The organism is Kitasatospora sp. NPDC043950, assembly GCF_056435345.1.
Window position 1 is genome coordinate 1 of the sequence record NZ_JBWKER010000028.1, and the last position, 12777, is coordinate 12777.

At 75.5% G+C, this 12777-nt stretch carries 10 protein-coding genes; 2 read left to right on the forward strand and 8 right to left on the reverse strand.

From position 1 onward, the window contains the following. Positions 1–164 precede the first annotated feature (164 nt). The 3 genes from AC07BF_RS19770 to AC07BF_RS19780 are packed head-to-tail and all read right to left on the reverse strand — an operon-like array spanning position 165 to position 3684. The gene (locus AC07BF_RS19770) at positions 165–1211 is read right to left on the reverse strand and encodes an agmatine deiminase family protein (RefSeq protein ID WP_400844271.1); all 1047 of its coding nucleotides are present in this window, start codon (positions 1209–1211) and stop codon (positions 165–167) included. A gap of 50 nt (positions 1212–1261) precedes the next feature. Further along, positions 1262–2977 (reverse strand): urease subunit alpha, encoded by a 1716-nt coding sequence (locus AC07BF_RS19775; protein WP_363584086.1) that lies wholly within the window; start codon positions 2975–2977, stop codon positions 1262–1264. Continuing rightward, on the reverse strand, positions 2974–3684 hold the full coding sequence (locus AC07BF_RS19780) for an urease subunit gamma (RefSeq protein WP_363584084.1): 711 nt from the start codon (positions 3682–3684) through the stop codon (positions 2974–2976). Before AC07BF_RS19780 ends, AC07BF_RS19775 begins: the two co-directional genes overlap by 4 nt. Positions 3685–4274: 590 nt before the next feature. Here AC07BF_RS19780 and AC07BF_RS19785 point away from each other — a divergent pair. Together AC07BF_RS19785 and AC07BF_RS19790 are read left to right on the forward strand one after the other, a co-directional pair. Next, the gene (locus AC07BF_RS19785) at positions 4275–4790 is read left to right on the forward strand and encodes an ATP-binding protein (protein WP_107452835.1); all 516 of its coding nucleotides are present in this window, start codon (positions 4275–4277) and stop codon (positions 4788–4790) included. A 370-nt stretch (positions 4791–5160) separates the two neighbouring features. Further along, on the forward strand, positions 5161–7509 hold the full coding sequence (locus AC07BF_RS19790; protein WP_363584082.1) for a SpoIIE family protein phosphatase: 2349 nt from the start codon (positions 5161–5163) through the stop codon (positions 7507–7509). Between the two features lie 6 nt (positions 7510–7515). Here the strand turns inward: AC07BF_RS19790 and AC07BF_RS19795 are convergent, their stop codons facing one another. From AC07BF_RS19795 to AC07BF_RS19815, 5 genes are all read right to left on the reverse strand, one after another. Continuing rightward, positions 7516–8574 carry a DUF2637 domain-containing protein gene (locus AC07BF_RS19795; RefSeq protein WP_350881565.1) on the reverse strand — a complete coding sequence of 353 codons (1059 nt, stop codon included), beginning with the start codon at positions 8572–8574 and terminating at the stop codon, positions 7516–7518. Positions 8575–8788: 214 nt separating this feature from the next. Continuing rightward, complete coding sequence (locus tag AC07BF_RS19800; RefSeq protein ID WP_363584080.1) at positions 8789–9724, reverse strand: (2Fe-2S)-binding protein; 936 nt, start codon at positions 9722–9724, stop codon at positions 8789–8791. Positions 9725–9892: 168 nt separating this feature from the next. After that, positions 9893–10795, reverse strand: coding sequence for a tetratricopeptide repeat protein (locus AC07BF_RS19805; RefSeq protein WP_400810775.1), 903 nt, complete (start codon positions 10793–10795; stop codon positions 9893–9895). Between the two features lie 243 nt (positions 10796–11038). Further along, positions 11039–11890, reverse strand: coding sequence for a hypothetical protein (locus AC07BF_RS19810; RefSeq protein WP_478333669.1), 852 nt, complete (start codon positions 11888–11890; stop codon positions 11039–11041). Positions 11891–12054: 164 nt separating this feature from the next. Continuing rightward, positions 12055–12666 carry a nucleotidyltransferase family protein gene (locus AC07BF_RS19815; RefSeq protein WP_478333670.1) on the reverse strand — a complete coding sequence of 204 codons (612 nt, stop codon included), beginning with the start codon at positions 12664–12666 and terminating at the stop codon, positions 12055–12057. Positions 12667–12777: the final 111 nt, after the last annotated feature.

Consider the following 12777-nt stretch of genomic DNA (forward strand, 5'->3'; position numbering starts at 1 on the left):
GGGGGGGGGGGGCGGGGTGGGGGGGGGGGGGGGGGGGGGGGTGGGGGGTTGTGTGGGGGGGGGGGGGGGGGGGGGGGGGGGGGGGGGGGGGCCCCCCCCCCCCCCCCCCCCAGCCGGGTGGCCCAGGTGCCCAAGGTGGCCCAGGTGCCTCAAGTGGCCTGGGATCAGACGGACTTCGGCTGCTGCTGCGTGATGCAGTGGATGCCGCCGCCGTTGGCGAAGATCTCGCGGGCGTCGACGAGTTCGACGGTGCGGCCCGGGTAGGCGCGGCCGAGGGCGGCGGCGGCCTCCTGGTCGCGCGGGTCGTCGAAGGCGCACAGGATCACGGCGCCGTTGGCCACGTAGTGGTTGATGTAGGAGTAGTCGACCGGTTCGCCGTCCTCGTCCAGCAGGACGGTGGGGGCGGCCAGTTCGATGACCTCCAGCGCCCGGCCCCGGGCGTCGGTGGCGGCGCGCAGGACGGCGACGAGCTCCTGGCAGACCGCGTGGTCCGGGTGGGCGGGGTCCGGCTGGACGTGGGCGACGACGACGCCGGGGCGCACGAAGGAGGCGACGATGTCGATGTGCCCGCGGGTGCCGAACTCGTCGTAGTCGCGGGTGAGTCCGCGCGGCAGCCAGATCGCCTTGGTGGTGCCGAGGAAGGCGTGCAGCTCGGCCTCGACCTCCTCCTTGGTCCAGTCCGCGTTGCGGCCCTCGCCGAGTTGGACGGTCTCGGTGACCAGGACGGTGCCCTCGCCGTCGACGTGGATGCCGCCGCCCTCGTTGATCAGCCGGGAGGCGAAGCGCTGGACGCCCGTCAGTTCGCTGATGTGCTCGGCGATGTGCTGGTCGTGGTCCCAGCGGGCCCAGGACTGGGCGCCCCAGCCGTTGAAGATCCAGTCGGTGGCGGCCAGCGAGCCCTTGCCGTCGATCAGGAAGGACGGGCCGATGTCGCGCATCCAGGCGTCGTCGAGCGGGCGCTCGACGATCTCGACCTGCTCGGAGACGTACCGGCGGGCGTCCGCGGTCTCGCCGGTGTTGACGACCAGGGTGACCGGCTCGTACCGGACGATGGTGTTGGCGACGGCGGCCCAGGCCTCGCGGCCCGCGTGCAGGTTCTCGGGGGTGTCGAAGGTGGGGTTGGCGGTGGGGAAGGCCATCCAGGTGCGGTCGTGCGGGTGCCACTCGGCGGGCATCCGGTAGCCGAGGGAGGCGGGCGTGGGGGTGGTCATCCGGGAGTCCTAGTGGGGGGAGGCGTTCGGCGGAGGTGTCAGCGGAAGTGTCAGAGGAAGTAGAGGCGGCTGAGCGAGACGCTGTCCGCGGGTTCGGAGCGCAGCGGTTCGCCGTCCAGCGAGACCAGGCCGGTCTGGGTGACGTCGACGCGGCCGACCCGGGCGTTGCGGACCATGTCGCGCGGGCCGATGCCGCGGGTGTTGCGGACGCCGACGCGGCGGCGGCGGGTGGGCAGCCCGTCGGCGGGGCGGTCGAGGTAGGCGCCGTCGGCGGCGGCCTGGGCGACGAAGGCGACCGAGATGTCGGCGGCGGTGGCGCCGTGGGCGCCGAACTGCGGTCCGAGGACGAGGGGTTCGCAGGTGTCGGTGGAGGCGTTGGGGTCGCCGACCACGCCGTAGGCGGGGAAGCCGGCCTTCAGGACCAGCTGCGGCTTGGCACCGAAGTGGTCGGGGCGCCACAGCACGATGTCGGCGAGTTTGCCGACCTCGATGGAGCCGACCTCGTGGGAGAGACCGTGGGCGATGGCGGGGTTGATGGTGAGCTTGGCGATGTAGCGCAGGACGCGCTCGTTGTCGTCGCCGCTCTCGGTGGTGCCGTAACCACCGTCCAGGGGGCCGAGTTCGGCCTTCATCTTGCCGGCCATGGCGAAGGTGCGGCGGACGGTCTCGCCGGCGCGGCCCATGCCCTGGGCGTCGGAGGAGGTGATGCCGATGACGCCGAGGTCGTGCAGGACGTCCTCGGCGCCCATGGTGCCGGCGCGGATGCGGTCGCGGGCCATGGCGGCGTCGCCGGGCAGGTCGGTCTTGAGGTCGTGGGCGGAGACGATCATGTCGAAGTGCTCGCCGAGCGCGTCGCGGCCGAACGGCAGGGTGGGGTTGGTGGAGGAGCCGATGACGTTGGGCACGCCCGCCATCTTCAGCACGTTGGGGACGTGTCCGCCGCCGCAGCCCTCGATGTGGAAGGCGTGGATCGTCCGCCCCTCCAGCACCTTGAGCGTGTCCTCCACCGACAGGCACTCGTTCAGGCCGTCGGTGTGCAGGGCGACCTGGACGTCGTACTCCTCGGCGACGCGCAGCGCGGTGTCCAGAGCGCGGGTGTGGGCGCCCATGTCCTCGTGGACCTTGAAGCCGGAGGCGCCGCCCTCGGCCAGGGCCTCGACGAGCGGGGCCGCGTCGGAGGACGAACCGCGGCCCAGGAAGCCGATGTTGACGGGCCAGGCGTCGAAGGCGTTGAAGGCGTGGCGCAGGGCCCAGGGGGAGTTGACGCCGACGCCCCAGACCGGGCCGAACTCCTGGCCGATGATCGTGGTGACGCCGGAGGCGAGGGAGGCCTCCATGATCCGCGGCGAGAGCAGGTGGACGTGGGTGTCGATGGAGCCGGCGGTGGCGATCATGCCCTCGCCGGAGACGATGGTGGTGCCGGTGCCGACGACGACGTCCACGCCGTCGAGGGTGTCGGGGTTGCCGGCGCGGCCGATCGAGGCGATCCGGCCGCCGATCAGGCCGATCGAGGTCTTGCGGATGCCCTGGATGGCGTCGATCACCAGGACGTTGCTGATCACCACGTCGCAGGTGTCGCGGACGGCGGCGGCCTTGAGGTGCAGTCCGTCGCGGGCGGTCTTGCCGAAGCCGGCCAGGAACTCCTCGCCGGGGGCCTGGGAGTCGGACTCGACGCGGACGATCAGGCCGGAGTCGCCGAGCCGGATCCGGTCGCCGGCCCGGGGGCCGTGCACCGAGATGTAGTCGTGGGGGGTGATGGACGTCATGACGGCACCTCCGCGTCGTCGAAGGTGGTCAGGTAGCCGGTCGCGCGGGCCTTGGCCAGGGCGGCCTCCTTCGCGCCGGGCGCGTCCAGCGGGCCGTCGACCAGGCCGGCGAAGCCGATCGCGACGCGCTCGCCGCCGATCGGCACCAGGCCGACCTGGACGGTGGCGCCCGGGTCGAAGCGCACCGAGGAGCCGGCCGGGACGGCCAGGTGGGTGCCGTAGGCGGCGGCGCGGTCGAAGGCGAGGCGCGGGTTGGCCTCGAAGAAGTGGAAGTGCGAGGTGACCGAGATCGGCACCTGGGAGGTGTTGTGGACGGGCAGCAGCACCGTCTCCTCGACCGGGTCGTAGCCGGCGCCGTCGCCGATCAGCGCGCCGCCGGGGGCCTCGTCGCCGAGCGAGCCGGCGCCCCGGAACGGGTCGTTGACGACGGCCAGGCGGGTGCCGTCGTCGAAGACGGCCTCGACCTGGACGACGGTGACGACGTCCGGCACGCCGGGCAGCACGTCGGCGGCGGTGAGCACGCTGCGGCCGGCCTCGATGGCCTCGGCCAGGCGCCGGCCGTCGCGGGCGGCCTCGCAGACGGTGTCCGCGATCAGGGCGGTGGCCTCGGGGATGTTGAGGCGTACGCCCCGGGCGCGGCGGGCGCGGGCCAGTTCGGCTGCTGTGAAGATCAGCAGCCGGTCCCGCTCGGTGGGGGTCAGTCGCACGGTTCCTCGCTCGCGGTCGCCGGGGGAGGGGGTCGGCTTTCGGGGGCGATGTTAGAACGTCGTTCAAACATCTCGGGCCATTGAACCCGGACCGGGCCGCCGTGTCCAGCGTTGCCGGTCCGCAGGGGTTCGGCCCGCCGGGCGCGCGGCGGGGGTGAAGCCCCGGAGCGGCGGGGGCGGAGCCCTGGAGGGGGCGGGGGCGAGGGCCCCGTCACGGTGGTGGCGGAGCCCTGGAGGGGAGGGCGCGCGGCCGGGGTGCGCCGGGCGCGCGGAGCAGGACGGGGCCCGGCGCGCGGCGGGGTGCGGCGGGGAGTGGGAGGGCGGCGCGGGCCGGCGCCCGGGCGCCGGGTGTGCGCGGGATCGGGCGGGGGCGGACTCGAAAACAGGCTCTGCGCTTCGCAAACCTGTCCGGCGCGGGCAGTTGGATCACGTGAACCTCCCCGTGCCCCTTTCACCCCACGTGATCGGACGCACACTGTTGCAAACGCCGTCAACTGGGCATGAGGATGGGTGGTCAGAACGTGGGGGCCACCCGGCCGGCGGGGGATCCGGAGGCGGGGGCTCGGATTCGAGGGCGGGGGCATGTGTTGATGGACGGTCAGTCGCGATTCCCGCGGCAGCGGACGAGTTCGGGTGACGCCTACCGGTCCGGGCCCGCCCCGGGCGCGGCCGGCGGCACCGGGACGACCCTGCCGGGCACCTCGGCCCCCGGCTGCGCCCTGCACCGCCGGCTGCACCTGACGCTCGACCCGGCCGACCTGGTCGCGGTCGGCTCGGTCCGCCGGCGGCTGCGGACGGCGCTCAGCCACTGGGGGGTGCCGGAGCTGTCGGACACCGCCGAACTGCTCTCCTCCGAGCTGGTGACCAACGCGCTGCTGCACACCGGCAAGGGCGCGGTGTTCGACGCGGTGCTCGGGTCGGACCACCGGCTGCGGATCGAGGTGCAGGACGGCACGACCCGGCTGCCCGGCCGGCGCCGCGATCCGGACGCCGAGTACGCGACCTCGGGGCGCGGCCTGCTGCTGGTGGAGTCGCTCGCGGACGCGTGGGGCGTGCAGCTGCGGGGCGACGGCAAGGTCACCTGGTTCGAGCTCGCCCTGCCCTGAGCCCGGCCGCTCGCGGGGCGCGGGGCGCGGGCACGGAGCGCGGAGCGCGGAGCACGGGCCCGGGGCGCTCGGGGCGCGGGGCATGTGGGGGTACGCGGCCCGCCGCACCGTTCGCCGTCGATTCATTCGCCTTCGAAGCATGCCCAGAACAGAAGGCGGAGCGGAAGATTTCCGGCCCGTTACCATTGCCGCTCGGCCCAACATTGGACAGGATGGTGGGAATGTGTGTCCACGTGCGGGAAGCAGCGGGGAGACCGAACCTCGACCGACCCCGCCCGTCGACACCGTCCGATCCAGCACCACCCATCACACCGCCACGCGGCCCGTCCGGACGGTCGGCGCGGTCCGCCACGGCAGCGGCAGGAGCAGCATGCCCACTGAGCCCGAGTCGCCGGGGCCGGCGCTTCCATCCGGTGCGCCCACCGCCGAACCGCAGCAGGCAGCCTCCACCCACACCACCGGTCCGAACCCCGCCGGTCCCGCTCCCGTGACGGTCGACCAGCCCCCCGCCGGCCCCACCGCGGCCGGGCCGGGCCGGGCGAAGCCGCCCGCGCAGGCGGTGCGCCGGCCCGTGCCGCGTCCGGCGCCCGCGCTCGCCGCCGGACGGCTGGCGACGGTGCTCCCCGGCAGCCTGCCGCCCGCCTCCGCGGACACCATGCCGGACTGGCTGGAGCCCGCGATGGCCGCCAACGGCATCGGCTCCTTCGACTGGGACATCCGCCGCGACGTCCTGGAGGGCGACCACCGGGCCTGCGCGATCATCGGCCTGGACAGCATGGACCAGGGCCGCTTCGACCGCACCGCCGGTTCCTTCCTGGCCCTGCTGCACCCCGAGGACGCGCCGGTGGTACGCCGCCGGGTCGAGCGCGCGGTGGCCGAACTGGGCCAGTGTGGCGCCTACTACCGCACCGTCGGGCCCAACGGCACCATGCGCGCGGTGCGCTTCCGCGGCCGGGTGCTCGCGGACGCCTTCGGCCGGGCCTCGCGGATGGTGGGCTTCGTCTGGGACGCCACCGTCGAACTGCACAAGCGCGACCGCGCCGACCGGATGGCCCTGCTGCGCGAGGAGCGCTCCCGGTTCATCAAGGAGGCGGCCCGCGCCCTCTCCGAAGCCGTCACCGTCCGCGACGTGGCCCGGGTGTTCACCGGACTGCCGCTTCCCGGACTGCCGCCGGACGGCCTGGTGCTGGCCTCCTTCGAGGCCGGCCGGGCGCAGGTGCTCGGCGCCTCCGGCTACCGGACCGAGGCGCTGGCGGTCTGGGACCGCACGGTGCTGCCGGCCGGGCACCCGGCCGCCGAGGCGGTGCGCCACCGGGCGCCGGTGTTCATCCCGACCCGCGAGGAGTTCCGCGCGTCCTACCCCGAGGTCTGGGAGCCGACCAGCCGTACCGGGCGCGGCTCCTGGGCGTTCCTGCCGCTGGTGGCCAGCGGGCGGGCGATCGGCGTCTGCGTGGTCAGCTTCGACGACGAGCGCGAGCTGGACGCGGACGAGCGCACCCTGCTGTCCACCCTGGGCGGGCTGGTCGCCCAGTCCCTGGCCAGGGCCCGGCTGCACGACGCCGAGCACGAACTGGCGGCCGGCCTCCAGCGGGTGATGCTGCCGCGCACCGTGCCGTCGGTGCCGGGGGTGACGACCGCCGTGCGCTACCTGGCGGCCGGCTCCGGCCTGCAGATCGGCGGTGACTGGTACGACGTGGTGCCGCTGCCGGGCGGGCACGTCGGCCTGGTGATCGGGGACGTCCAGGGCCACGACGTGCACGCCGCCGGGATCATGGGCCAGCTGCGGATCGCGCTGCGCGCCTACGCGGCCGAGGGGCACCCGCCGGCCGCGGTGATGGCCCGCGCCTCCCGCTTCCTCGCCGACCTGGACACCGATCACTTCGCGACCTGCGCCTACGCCGAGGTCAACGTGGACTACGGCGTGGTCTACGCCGTCCGGGCCGGCCACCTCGACCCGGTGGTGCGCCGGGCGGACGGCACCGCCGCCGTGGTGCCGGTGGCCGGCGGGCTGCCGCTGGGCATCGACCCGGACCAGGAGTACCGGGTCACCCGGTTCAGCCTGGACCCGGGCGAGACGGTGCTGCTCTGTACCGACGGCCTGGTCGAGGCGCGCGGCATGGACCTGGACGAGGGCATCGCCCGGCTCACCCGGGCGCTCGCCCGTCCGCTGCCGCCCGCCGAGGAGGCGGCCCGCGACCCGCTGGAGGACCTGGCCGACCGGATCGCCTCCCAGGCCGCCGACTCCAGCGAGCGCGAGGACGACATAGCGCTGCTGCTCCTGCGCTGGGACGGTCCGGCCGGCGGCCTGGCCGCCCAGCAGCTGCGCCGCCGGATCGGCCAGGCCGACCTGGCGCGGATCTCCGAGGTCCGGGCCGAACTGCGCGACGCGCTGCGCCGCTGGGGCGTCGCCGAGTTCATCGACACCGCCGAACTGCTCTCCTCCGAACTGGTCACCAACGCCATCCGGCACACCGACCGGGACGCCATGTTCACCGCCCGGCTCTACCGGGAGCCGGCCTCGGACGGCGGCCGGGCCCGGCTGCGGGTCGAGGTGGAGGACGAGTCGGACCTGTGGCCGACCCGCCGGACCCCGGGGGAGCAGGCCTCCTCCGGGCGCGGGCTGATGCTCGTCGAGGCGCTGGCGGACGCCTGGGGCGTGGAGCCGCGCGGCTCCGGCAAGCGGATGTGGTTCGAGCTCAGCGGCACGCCCGCAACCTAGGTCCGGTCACCCGAACTGCTGCTCCAGGTCCTTCAGTTTGCGCTCCAGCGAGTCCAGCCGGGGCAGCGTCACGGTGTCCTCGTCGACGGTCAGGTCGATGGTGCGCCGCTCCGGGCGGGCGGGCAGGCCCGGCTGCGCCACCGTGCCCTCGGCGGGCACCACCGCGCCCTCGGCGGCCTCGACCTCGCGCGGCCCGGCGGGCCGCTCCGCCGCGGGCCCGCCGGCTATGGCGGGTTCCGAACCGGACTCCAACTGCCGTGCGCCGCCGCCGCGACCGCGCCAGGCGCTGTTGCTGCGGCTGATCGCCCGGATCTCCGCCCGCTCGCGGCGGCCGGCCAGCCTGCGGCGCTCCCGCTCCACGGCCCTCTCCCGCTTGTCCTCGCGGACCTCGTCCACCGCCTCGTCGAGGCTGCGGACGCCTTCCAGGAGCATCAGCGACCAGGCCGCGTAGGTCTCGCGCGGGGCGCGCAGCCAGCGCACGATGCGGATCTGCGGCAGCGGGCGGGGGACGAGTCCCTGCTCGCGCAGCGCGGCCCGGCGGGTCTGCTTGAGCGCCCGGTCGAACAGGATGGCCGCCGAGAGGGACATGCCGGAGAAGAACTGCGGGGCGCCGGCGTGGCCGAAGCCGCGCGGGGCGTGCACCCAGTTGAACCAGGCCGAGGCGCCGGCGAACAGCCAGACCAGCAGCCGGGAGCCGAGCGCGGCGTCGCCGTGGCTGGCCTCGCGGACGGCGAGCACCGAGCAGAACATCGCGGCGCCGTCGAGGCCGAACGGCACGAGGTACTCCCAGCCGCCGGACAGCCCGAGGTTCTGCACCCCGAAGCCGACCAGCCCGTGGAAGGACAGCGCGGCGGCGACACCGGCGCAGCAGAACAGCAGCGTGTACGAGGCGCCGCCGTACAGGGATTCCTTGCGGCGGCGCCGTTCCTCGGAACGCTCCCAGGAATCCGGCCCTCCGGCGGCGGCGGATCCCCGGCTCCGGACCAGGGCCACCAGGAGCGCGCTGACCAGCAGCCCCGCACCTCCGGTGACGGCCCAGCCGAGCGGTATGTCGGACAATTTCATCGCCGGAACCAGCCTCGCTTTCCTGCGTCGCGTTCCTGCGTCGTGATGGCGGGGACCATCATGGCGGATGCTCGGCGGGGGAATGGCCGATTCGGTGCCAATGCGCTGAGTAGAGGGATTTCTGACCCCGCGACAATCGCATTTTCTTATGCATTTGAAGCGGGTTATTCCCGGAATTCCGGGCTTTCCGGATCCGGCCTCGCACGTGTTTTCGTCAACCCCGCATGACGCGGGGGCAGCCGCCGCAGATGTCCTCCGGTTGGGCGGTGTACACGAGGCAGCAGCTGGCCCGGGCCCGGTCGGTGCCCGAAGCATCCCCGCACCCGGCCGCCGGCGCGGCGAAACCGGCACCCGGGGTGAAGGGGGACGGGGCCGGAGCGGGGCCGCCGGTCACGCCGGGCGCGCACGCCGGTGCCGCCGCCGCGCCGCCCGCCTGCGGGGGCTCCAGCAGCGCGGACAGCTCGGCGCGCGCCCGCTCCTGCTCCCCGAGCAGCCCGCCGGCGTACCAGAGCCCCTCCACCGCCGCGTCCGTGGCCATCGCCCACAGCACCCGCGGCCCGCGCCGCACCTCGGGCCGGAAGGCGGCCAGCACCGGTTCCAGGAACCCGCCCAGCGCGCACCGCAGTTCGGTGGCCAACGCGTTCGCGTCCGGCACCGTACGGGCCTGCGGCACGCCGCCCGCCGGGTCGTCGGGCAGACAGGCGAACGCCTCCGGGCGGACCGTCAGCTCCACCCGGTCGGCACCGCGGCGCACCGAGACGTCCTCCGGGCCGAGCAGCAGGACCCGGCGCTCCAGGAACCACGGCAGCGTGAACAGCAGCGAGAGCGGCCACACGACGCGGTGCAGGCCGAATCCGGCCGCCACGTCCGGGCGCAGCGGCCGCCCGTAGCGGGCCAGGCCCTGCCGGGCGTCGTGGGCGATCAGCTCGCGGACCGCCTCGGGCCGGGTGGTCAGGTCGGCGGCGGGGATCCAGCCGTCGCCGCGGCGGGGCGGGGCGCAGCGCACCCGCAGGACGGGGGCGAGCGCGGTGAGCCGGTGGTACGAGGTCGCGCCGGGGGCGTCGGCGGGCGGCGTGGGAGTGAGGGCGTGCGCCTCGGTGGTGCGGGGGGCGCACGGCGTGGGGCCGGGCCGGGTGCTGCTCGCGGTCATGGGCGGGCCCCATCGGGTCGACCGGGGACCGCCCATGGACCGCCCGGCGGTGCCCGGTCGGGGTGGTGGCCCGCCCGGGCCCGGCCGGACCGGGGCATGGCGGTGCCCGGGGAACGGCAAGGCGAACCCGGCCGGGGTACTGCTCACCCCGGCCAGGTTAGGCTCACCTTAGCTGATCGTCCCCCAGGTCTCGCGGGTGATGCGCCCGTCCGGGGGAGGCCCCGGCGTGTGGGCCCCGTCCGGGGGGAGCCCCGGCGTGCGGGCCCCTTCCGGGGCAGGCCCCGGCGTGCGGGTGGTGCCCAACTGGCGCGCGAGCCAGACCGGCACGCCGCCCAGGGCGTGGACGAGCCGGGCCGCCTCGGCGCGCAGCCGGGCGGCCTCGGCCGGCTCGGACACCTCGGCGAGCGCCGCGAGCGCCGGCGCCACCCCCACCGTGAAGCCGAGTTGCTCGCGCAGCCGCAGCGAGGCGTCGAAGCCCTCGCGGGCGTGGTCGCGGTCCCCGCGGGCCAGGGCCAGTGCCGCCAGGTGGCGCCAGGTGTACGAGCGCAGCAGTTCGTCCCCGCGTTCGCCCGCGCCGTCATGCGCCCGGCGGTAGGCGATCCAGGCGGCGCCGCGGTCGCGCAGCAGGTTCTCGGCGACCAGTCCGCGCCGGAAGTCCAGCAGCGGGCGGCCCGGCGCGTCCGGCGGCAGCAGTGCCGAGGTGCGTCCGAGCGCGGCCTGCGCCTCGTCCAGTCGGTCCCGGGGGCCGAGCACGCTGGCCACGTACGCCAGGAAGCCGCGGGCGCAGGCCGCGGCCGCGCGCTGTTCGGTGCTGGCCACCACGGCCTCCGCGAGGCGCAGCGCCTGTTCCGCCTGGGTCCACTGCGCGGCGGTGAACAGGCACTGCTCGATGAGGAGTTCGGCCCGTGCCAGGGCCGCCGTCGGGTCCTGTTCGGCGGCCGGGCGCAGCAGTTCGGCCGCCTCCTGCCAGCACCCCCGGGACCTCAGTCGCCACACGGTGTCGCCCGGCTCCTCCGCTGCCGCCCGCCCCCGCCCGTTCGGGCCGTTCGGGCCCCATCCGTGCTCTGACAACGCCACCTCCTTGTGTGCGCCATCCAGCGGGGCGCGGCCCTGCCCGGCGTCGCCGCCGTCGACTGTCGGCGGCACGGCGACGGCAGCGCAAGGGCCCGCGCTGTGGCGGCAATTCAACACGGGGGTGAGCTTGTGCACCAGATCACGAGCGGAGGTTCTTGCATTCGCGGGGGAAATGATCTAGGGCCTGGCCTGATCCACAAGGCACGCCCTGGCGGACGCGCCCCGGCGGCCTCCGGTCGGTCAGGACGTCCAGCCGGTTTCCATCAGGGCCTCGGCGGCGCCGTTGGCGGGCTGCGGCACCCCCGCCAGGTCCAGGCTGAACAGGGCGACCAGCAGCTGTTCGCCGCGCACGGTGGCCTGGTGCGAGTAGCCGGCCAGGGTGAACATGGCGGCGGCCATCTCCTCGGCGTGCAAGGTCTGCAGCCACAGGCACTCGACCGACTTCACGTCGGCCGGCTCGGTCCAGGTGTCCACCTGGGCGACCATCCGGCTGCCCAGCAGGGTCACCCCGTCGCGCTCCTGGGCCTCGGTCAGCTCCAGGTCGTCGAAACCGAGCCACTCCAGGTAGCGGGCGGCGGTGAAGACCGCGTCCTGCGAGGTGCGCACCGGGTGCGGGCGGAACGGCGCGCGGTGGCGGAAGGGCTTGGGCTGGCCGCCGGAGCCGCCGGGCGGGGCGGGCACCGGGGCGCCCATCGGGTGGGCCGGGTACGGGCGGGAGGCCTGCGGGCCGGGGGTGGCGAGCGGGCCGGCCGTGCCGCCGCCGAGCCGGGTGGTGCGGTCCACCGGCAGCCGGACGGTGGCGCCGCAGTTGCAGGTGAACTCGGGCTGCGGCCACTGGTCGGAGCGGCCGCAGTGCGGACAGCGCATGCTCAGCCAGGAGTCCTCCCAGGAGCGGAACCGCACCTGCACCGGCACCCCGCCGCGCAGCAGCGGCACCTTCAGCGAGGCGCCGCACGGACAGGGCAGCGACGGCGGCTCGTAGAGGTGCTCGCGGCGGCAGGCGGGGCAGCGGATCGCCCGGGCGCCACCGCCCGCCCCGTGCCCTGGCCTCGCGGGGTCGTGTCCGGTGAAGTCGTCGGGCAGTCCGGCCATCGCGGGCTCCGTCCGTTCGAGTCGGGTGGTGGAACGGTTTCCATGCTCCCCGAAACGTTGGGTCCTTGGCACGGAATGGGGCAATCCTCAGGGTCGGATCAGGGGTGTGCGCCCGGCCGGTGCCCGCCACGGGTGCTTCGGGCACCCGGGCCGGCCGGGTGCGGTCAGCCGGCGGACCAGCGGGCCAGGTCGGCGGGGGTGTCCAGGTCGTCCGGGACGGCGACGTCGGCGCACTCGACCAGCGTGACCGCGCCCGGGTGCGCGGCCAGCAGGCTGCGGGCCCCGGCGTCGCCGGACGCGCCGGCGGCCGCCTCCGCGAAGTGCCGGGCGCCGATCAGCACCGGGTGCCCGCGCCGTCCTCCGTAGGCCGCCGCGGCCAGTTCCGCGCCGGCCCGGTGCGCGGCCAGCAGTCGGGCCACCGCGGCCGCGGTGACGCCCGGGGTGTCCACCAGCATCACCAGCACCGCCGACACCTCCGGCGCCAGCGCGGCCAGCCCGGCGCGCAGCGAGGAGCCCATGCCGCCCGCCCAGTCCGGGTTGGCCACCAGCCGGCAGCCCGGCAGGTGCGCCGTCGAGCGGACGCGTTCGCCGGCCGCGCCCAGCACCACCGTGACGTCCGCGCAGCCGCCCGCCCGCACCACCGCCACCGCGTGCTCGACCAGCGGGCGGCCCGCGTACCGGATCAGGGCCTTGGGCCGCCCGCCGAGGCGTCGCCCGCCCCCGGCGGCGAGCACCAGCGCGGCAACGGGCCCGGTCGGGTCTTCGGTGGTCTGCATGGGCCCAGCCTGCCCGCCGGTGCCGCCGCCGCGCAGCCGTACGAACCCACAGTTGTACGAATGCACAAGGGGAACCCGCAGGTGGTGGCCGCCCCCCGGCGGTTCGGCCGC

What these genes read in the sequence shown, in the direction of transcription:
- AC07BF_RS19815 (WP_478333670.1), bottom strand. Translation starts at nt 12,666, where the DNA reads ATGCAGACCACCGAAGACCCGACCGGGCCCGTTGCCGCGCTGGTGCTC.
- AC07BF_RS19810 (WP_478333669.1), bottom strand. Translation starts at nt 11,890, where the DNA reads ATGGCCGGACTGCCCGACGACTTCACCGGACACGACCCCGCGAGGCCA.
- AC07BF_RS19785 (WP_107452835.1), top strand. Translation starts at nt 4,275, where the DNA reads ATGGACGGTCAGTCGCGATTCCCGCGGCAGCGGACGAGTTCGGGTGAC.
- AC07BF_RS19775 (WP_363584086.1), bottom strand. Translation starts at nt 2,977, where the DNA reads ATGACGTCCATCACCCCCCACGACTACATCTCGGTGCACGGCCCCCGG.
- AC07BF_RS19800 (WP_363584080.1), bottom strand. Translation starts at nt 9,724, where the DNA reads ATGACCGCGAGCAGCACCCGGCCCGGCCCCACGCCGTGCGCCCCCCGC.
- AC07BF_RS19770 (WP_400844271.1), bottom strand. Translation starts at nt 1,211, where the DNA reads ATGACCACCCCCACGCCCGCCTCCCTCGGCTACCGGATGCCCGCCGAG.
- AC07BF_RS19795 (WP_350881565.1), bottom strand. Translation starts at nt 8,574, where the DNA reads ATGAAATTGTCCGACATACCGCTCGGCTGGGCCGTCACCGGAGGTGCG.
- AC07BF_RS19790 (WP_363584082.1), top strand. Translation starts at nt 5,161, where the DNA reads ATGCCCACTGAGCCCGAGTCGCCGGGGCCGGCGCTTCCATCCGGTGCG.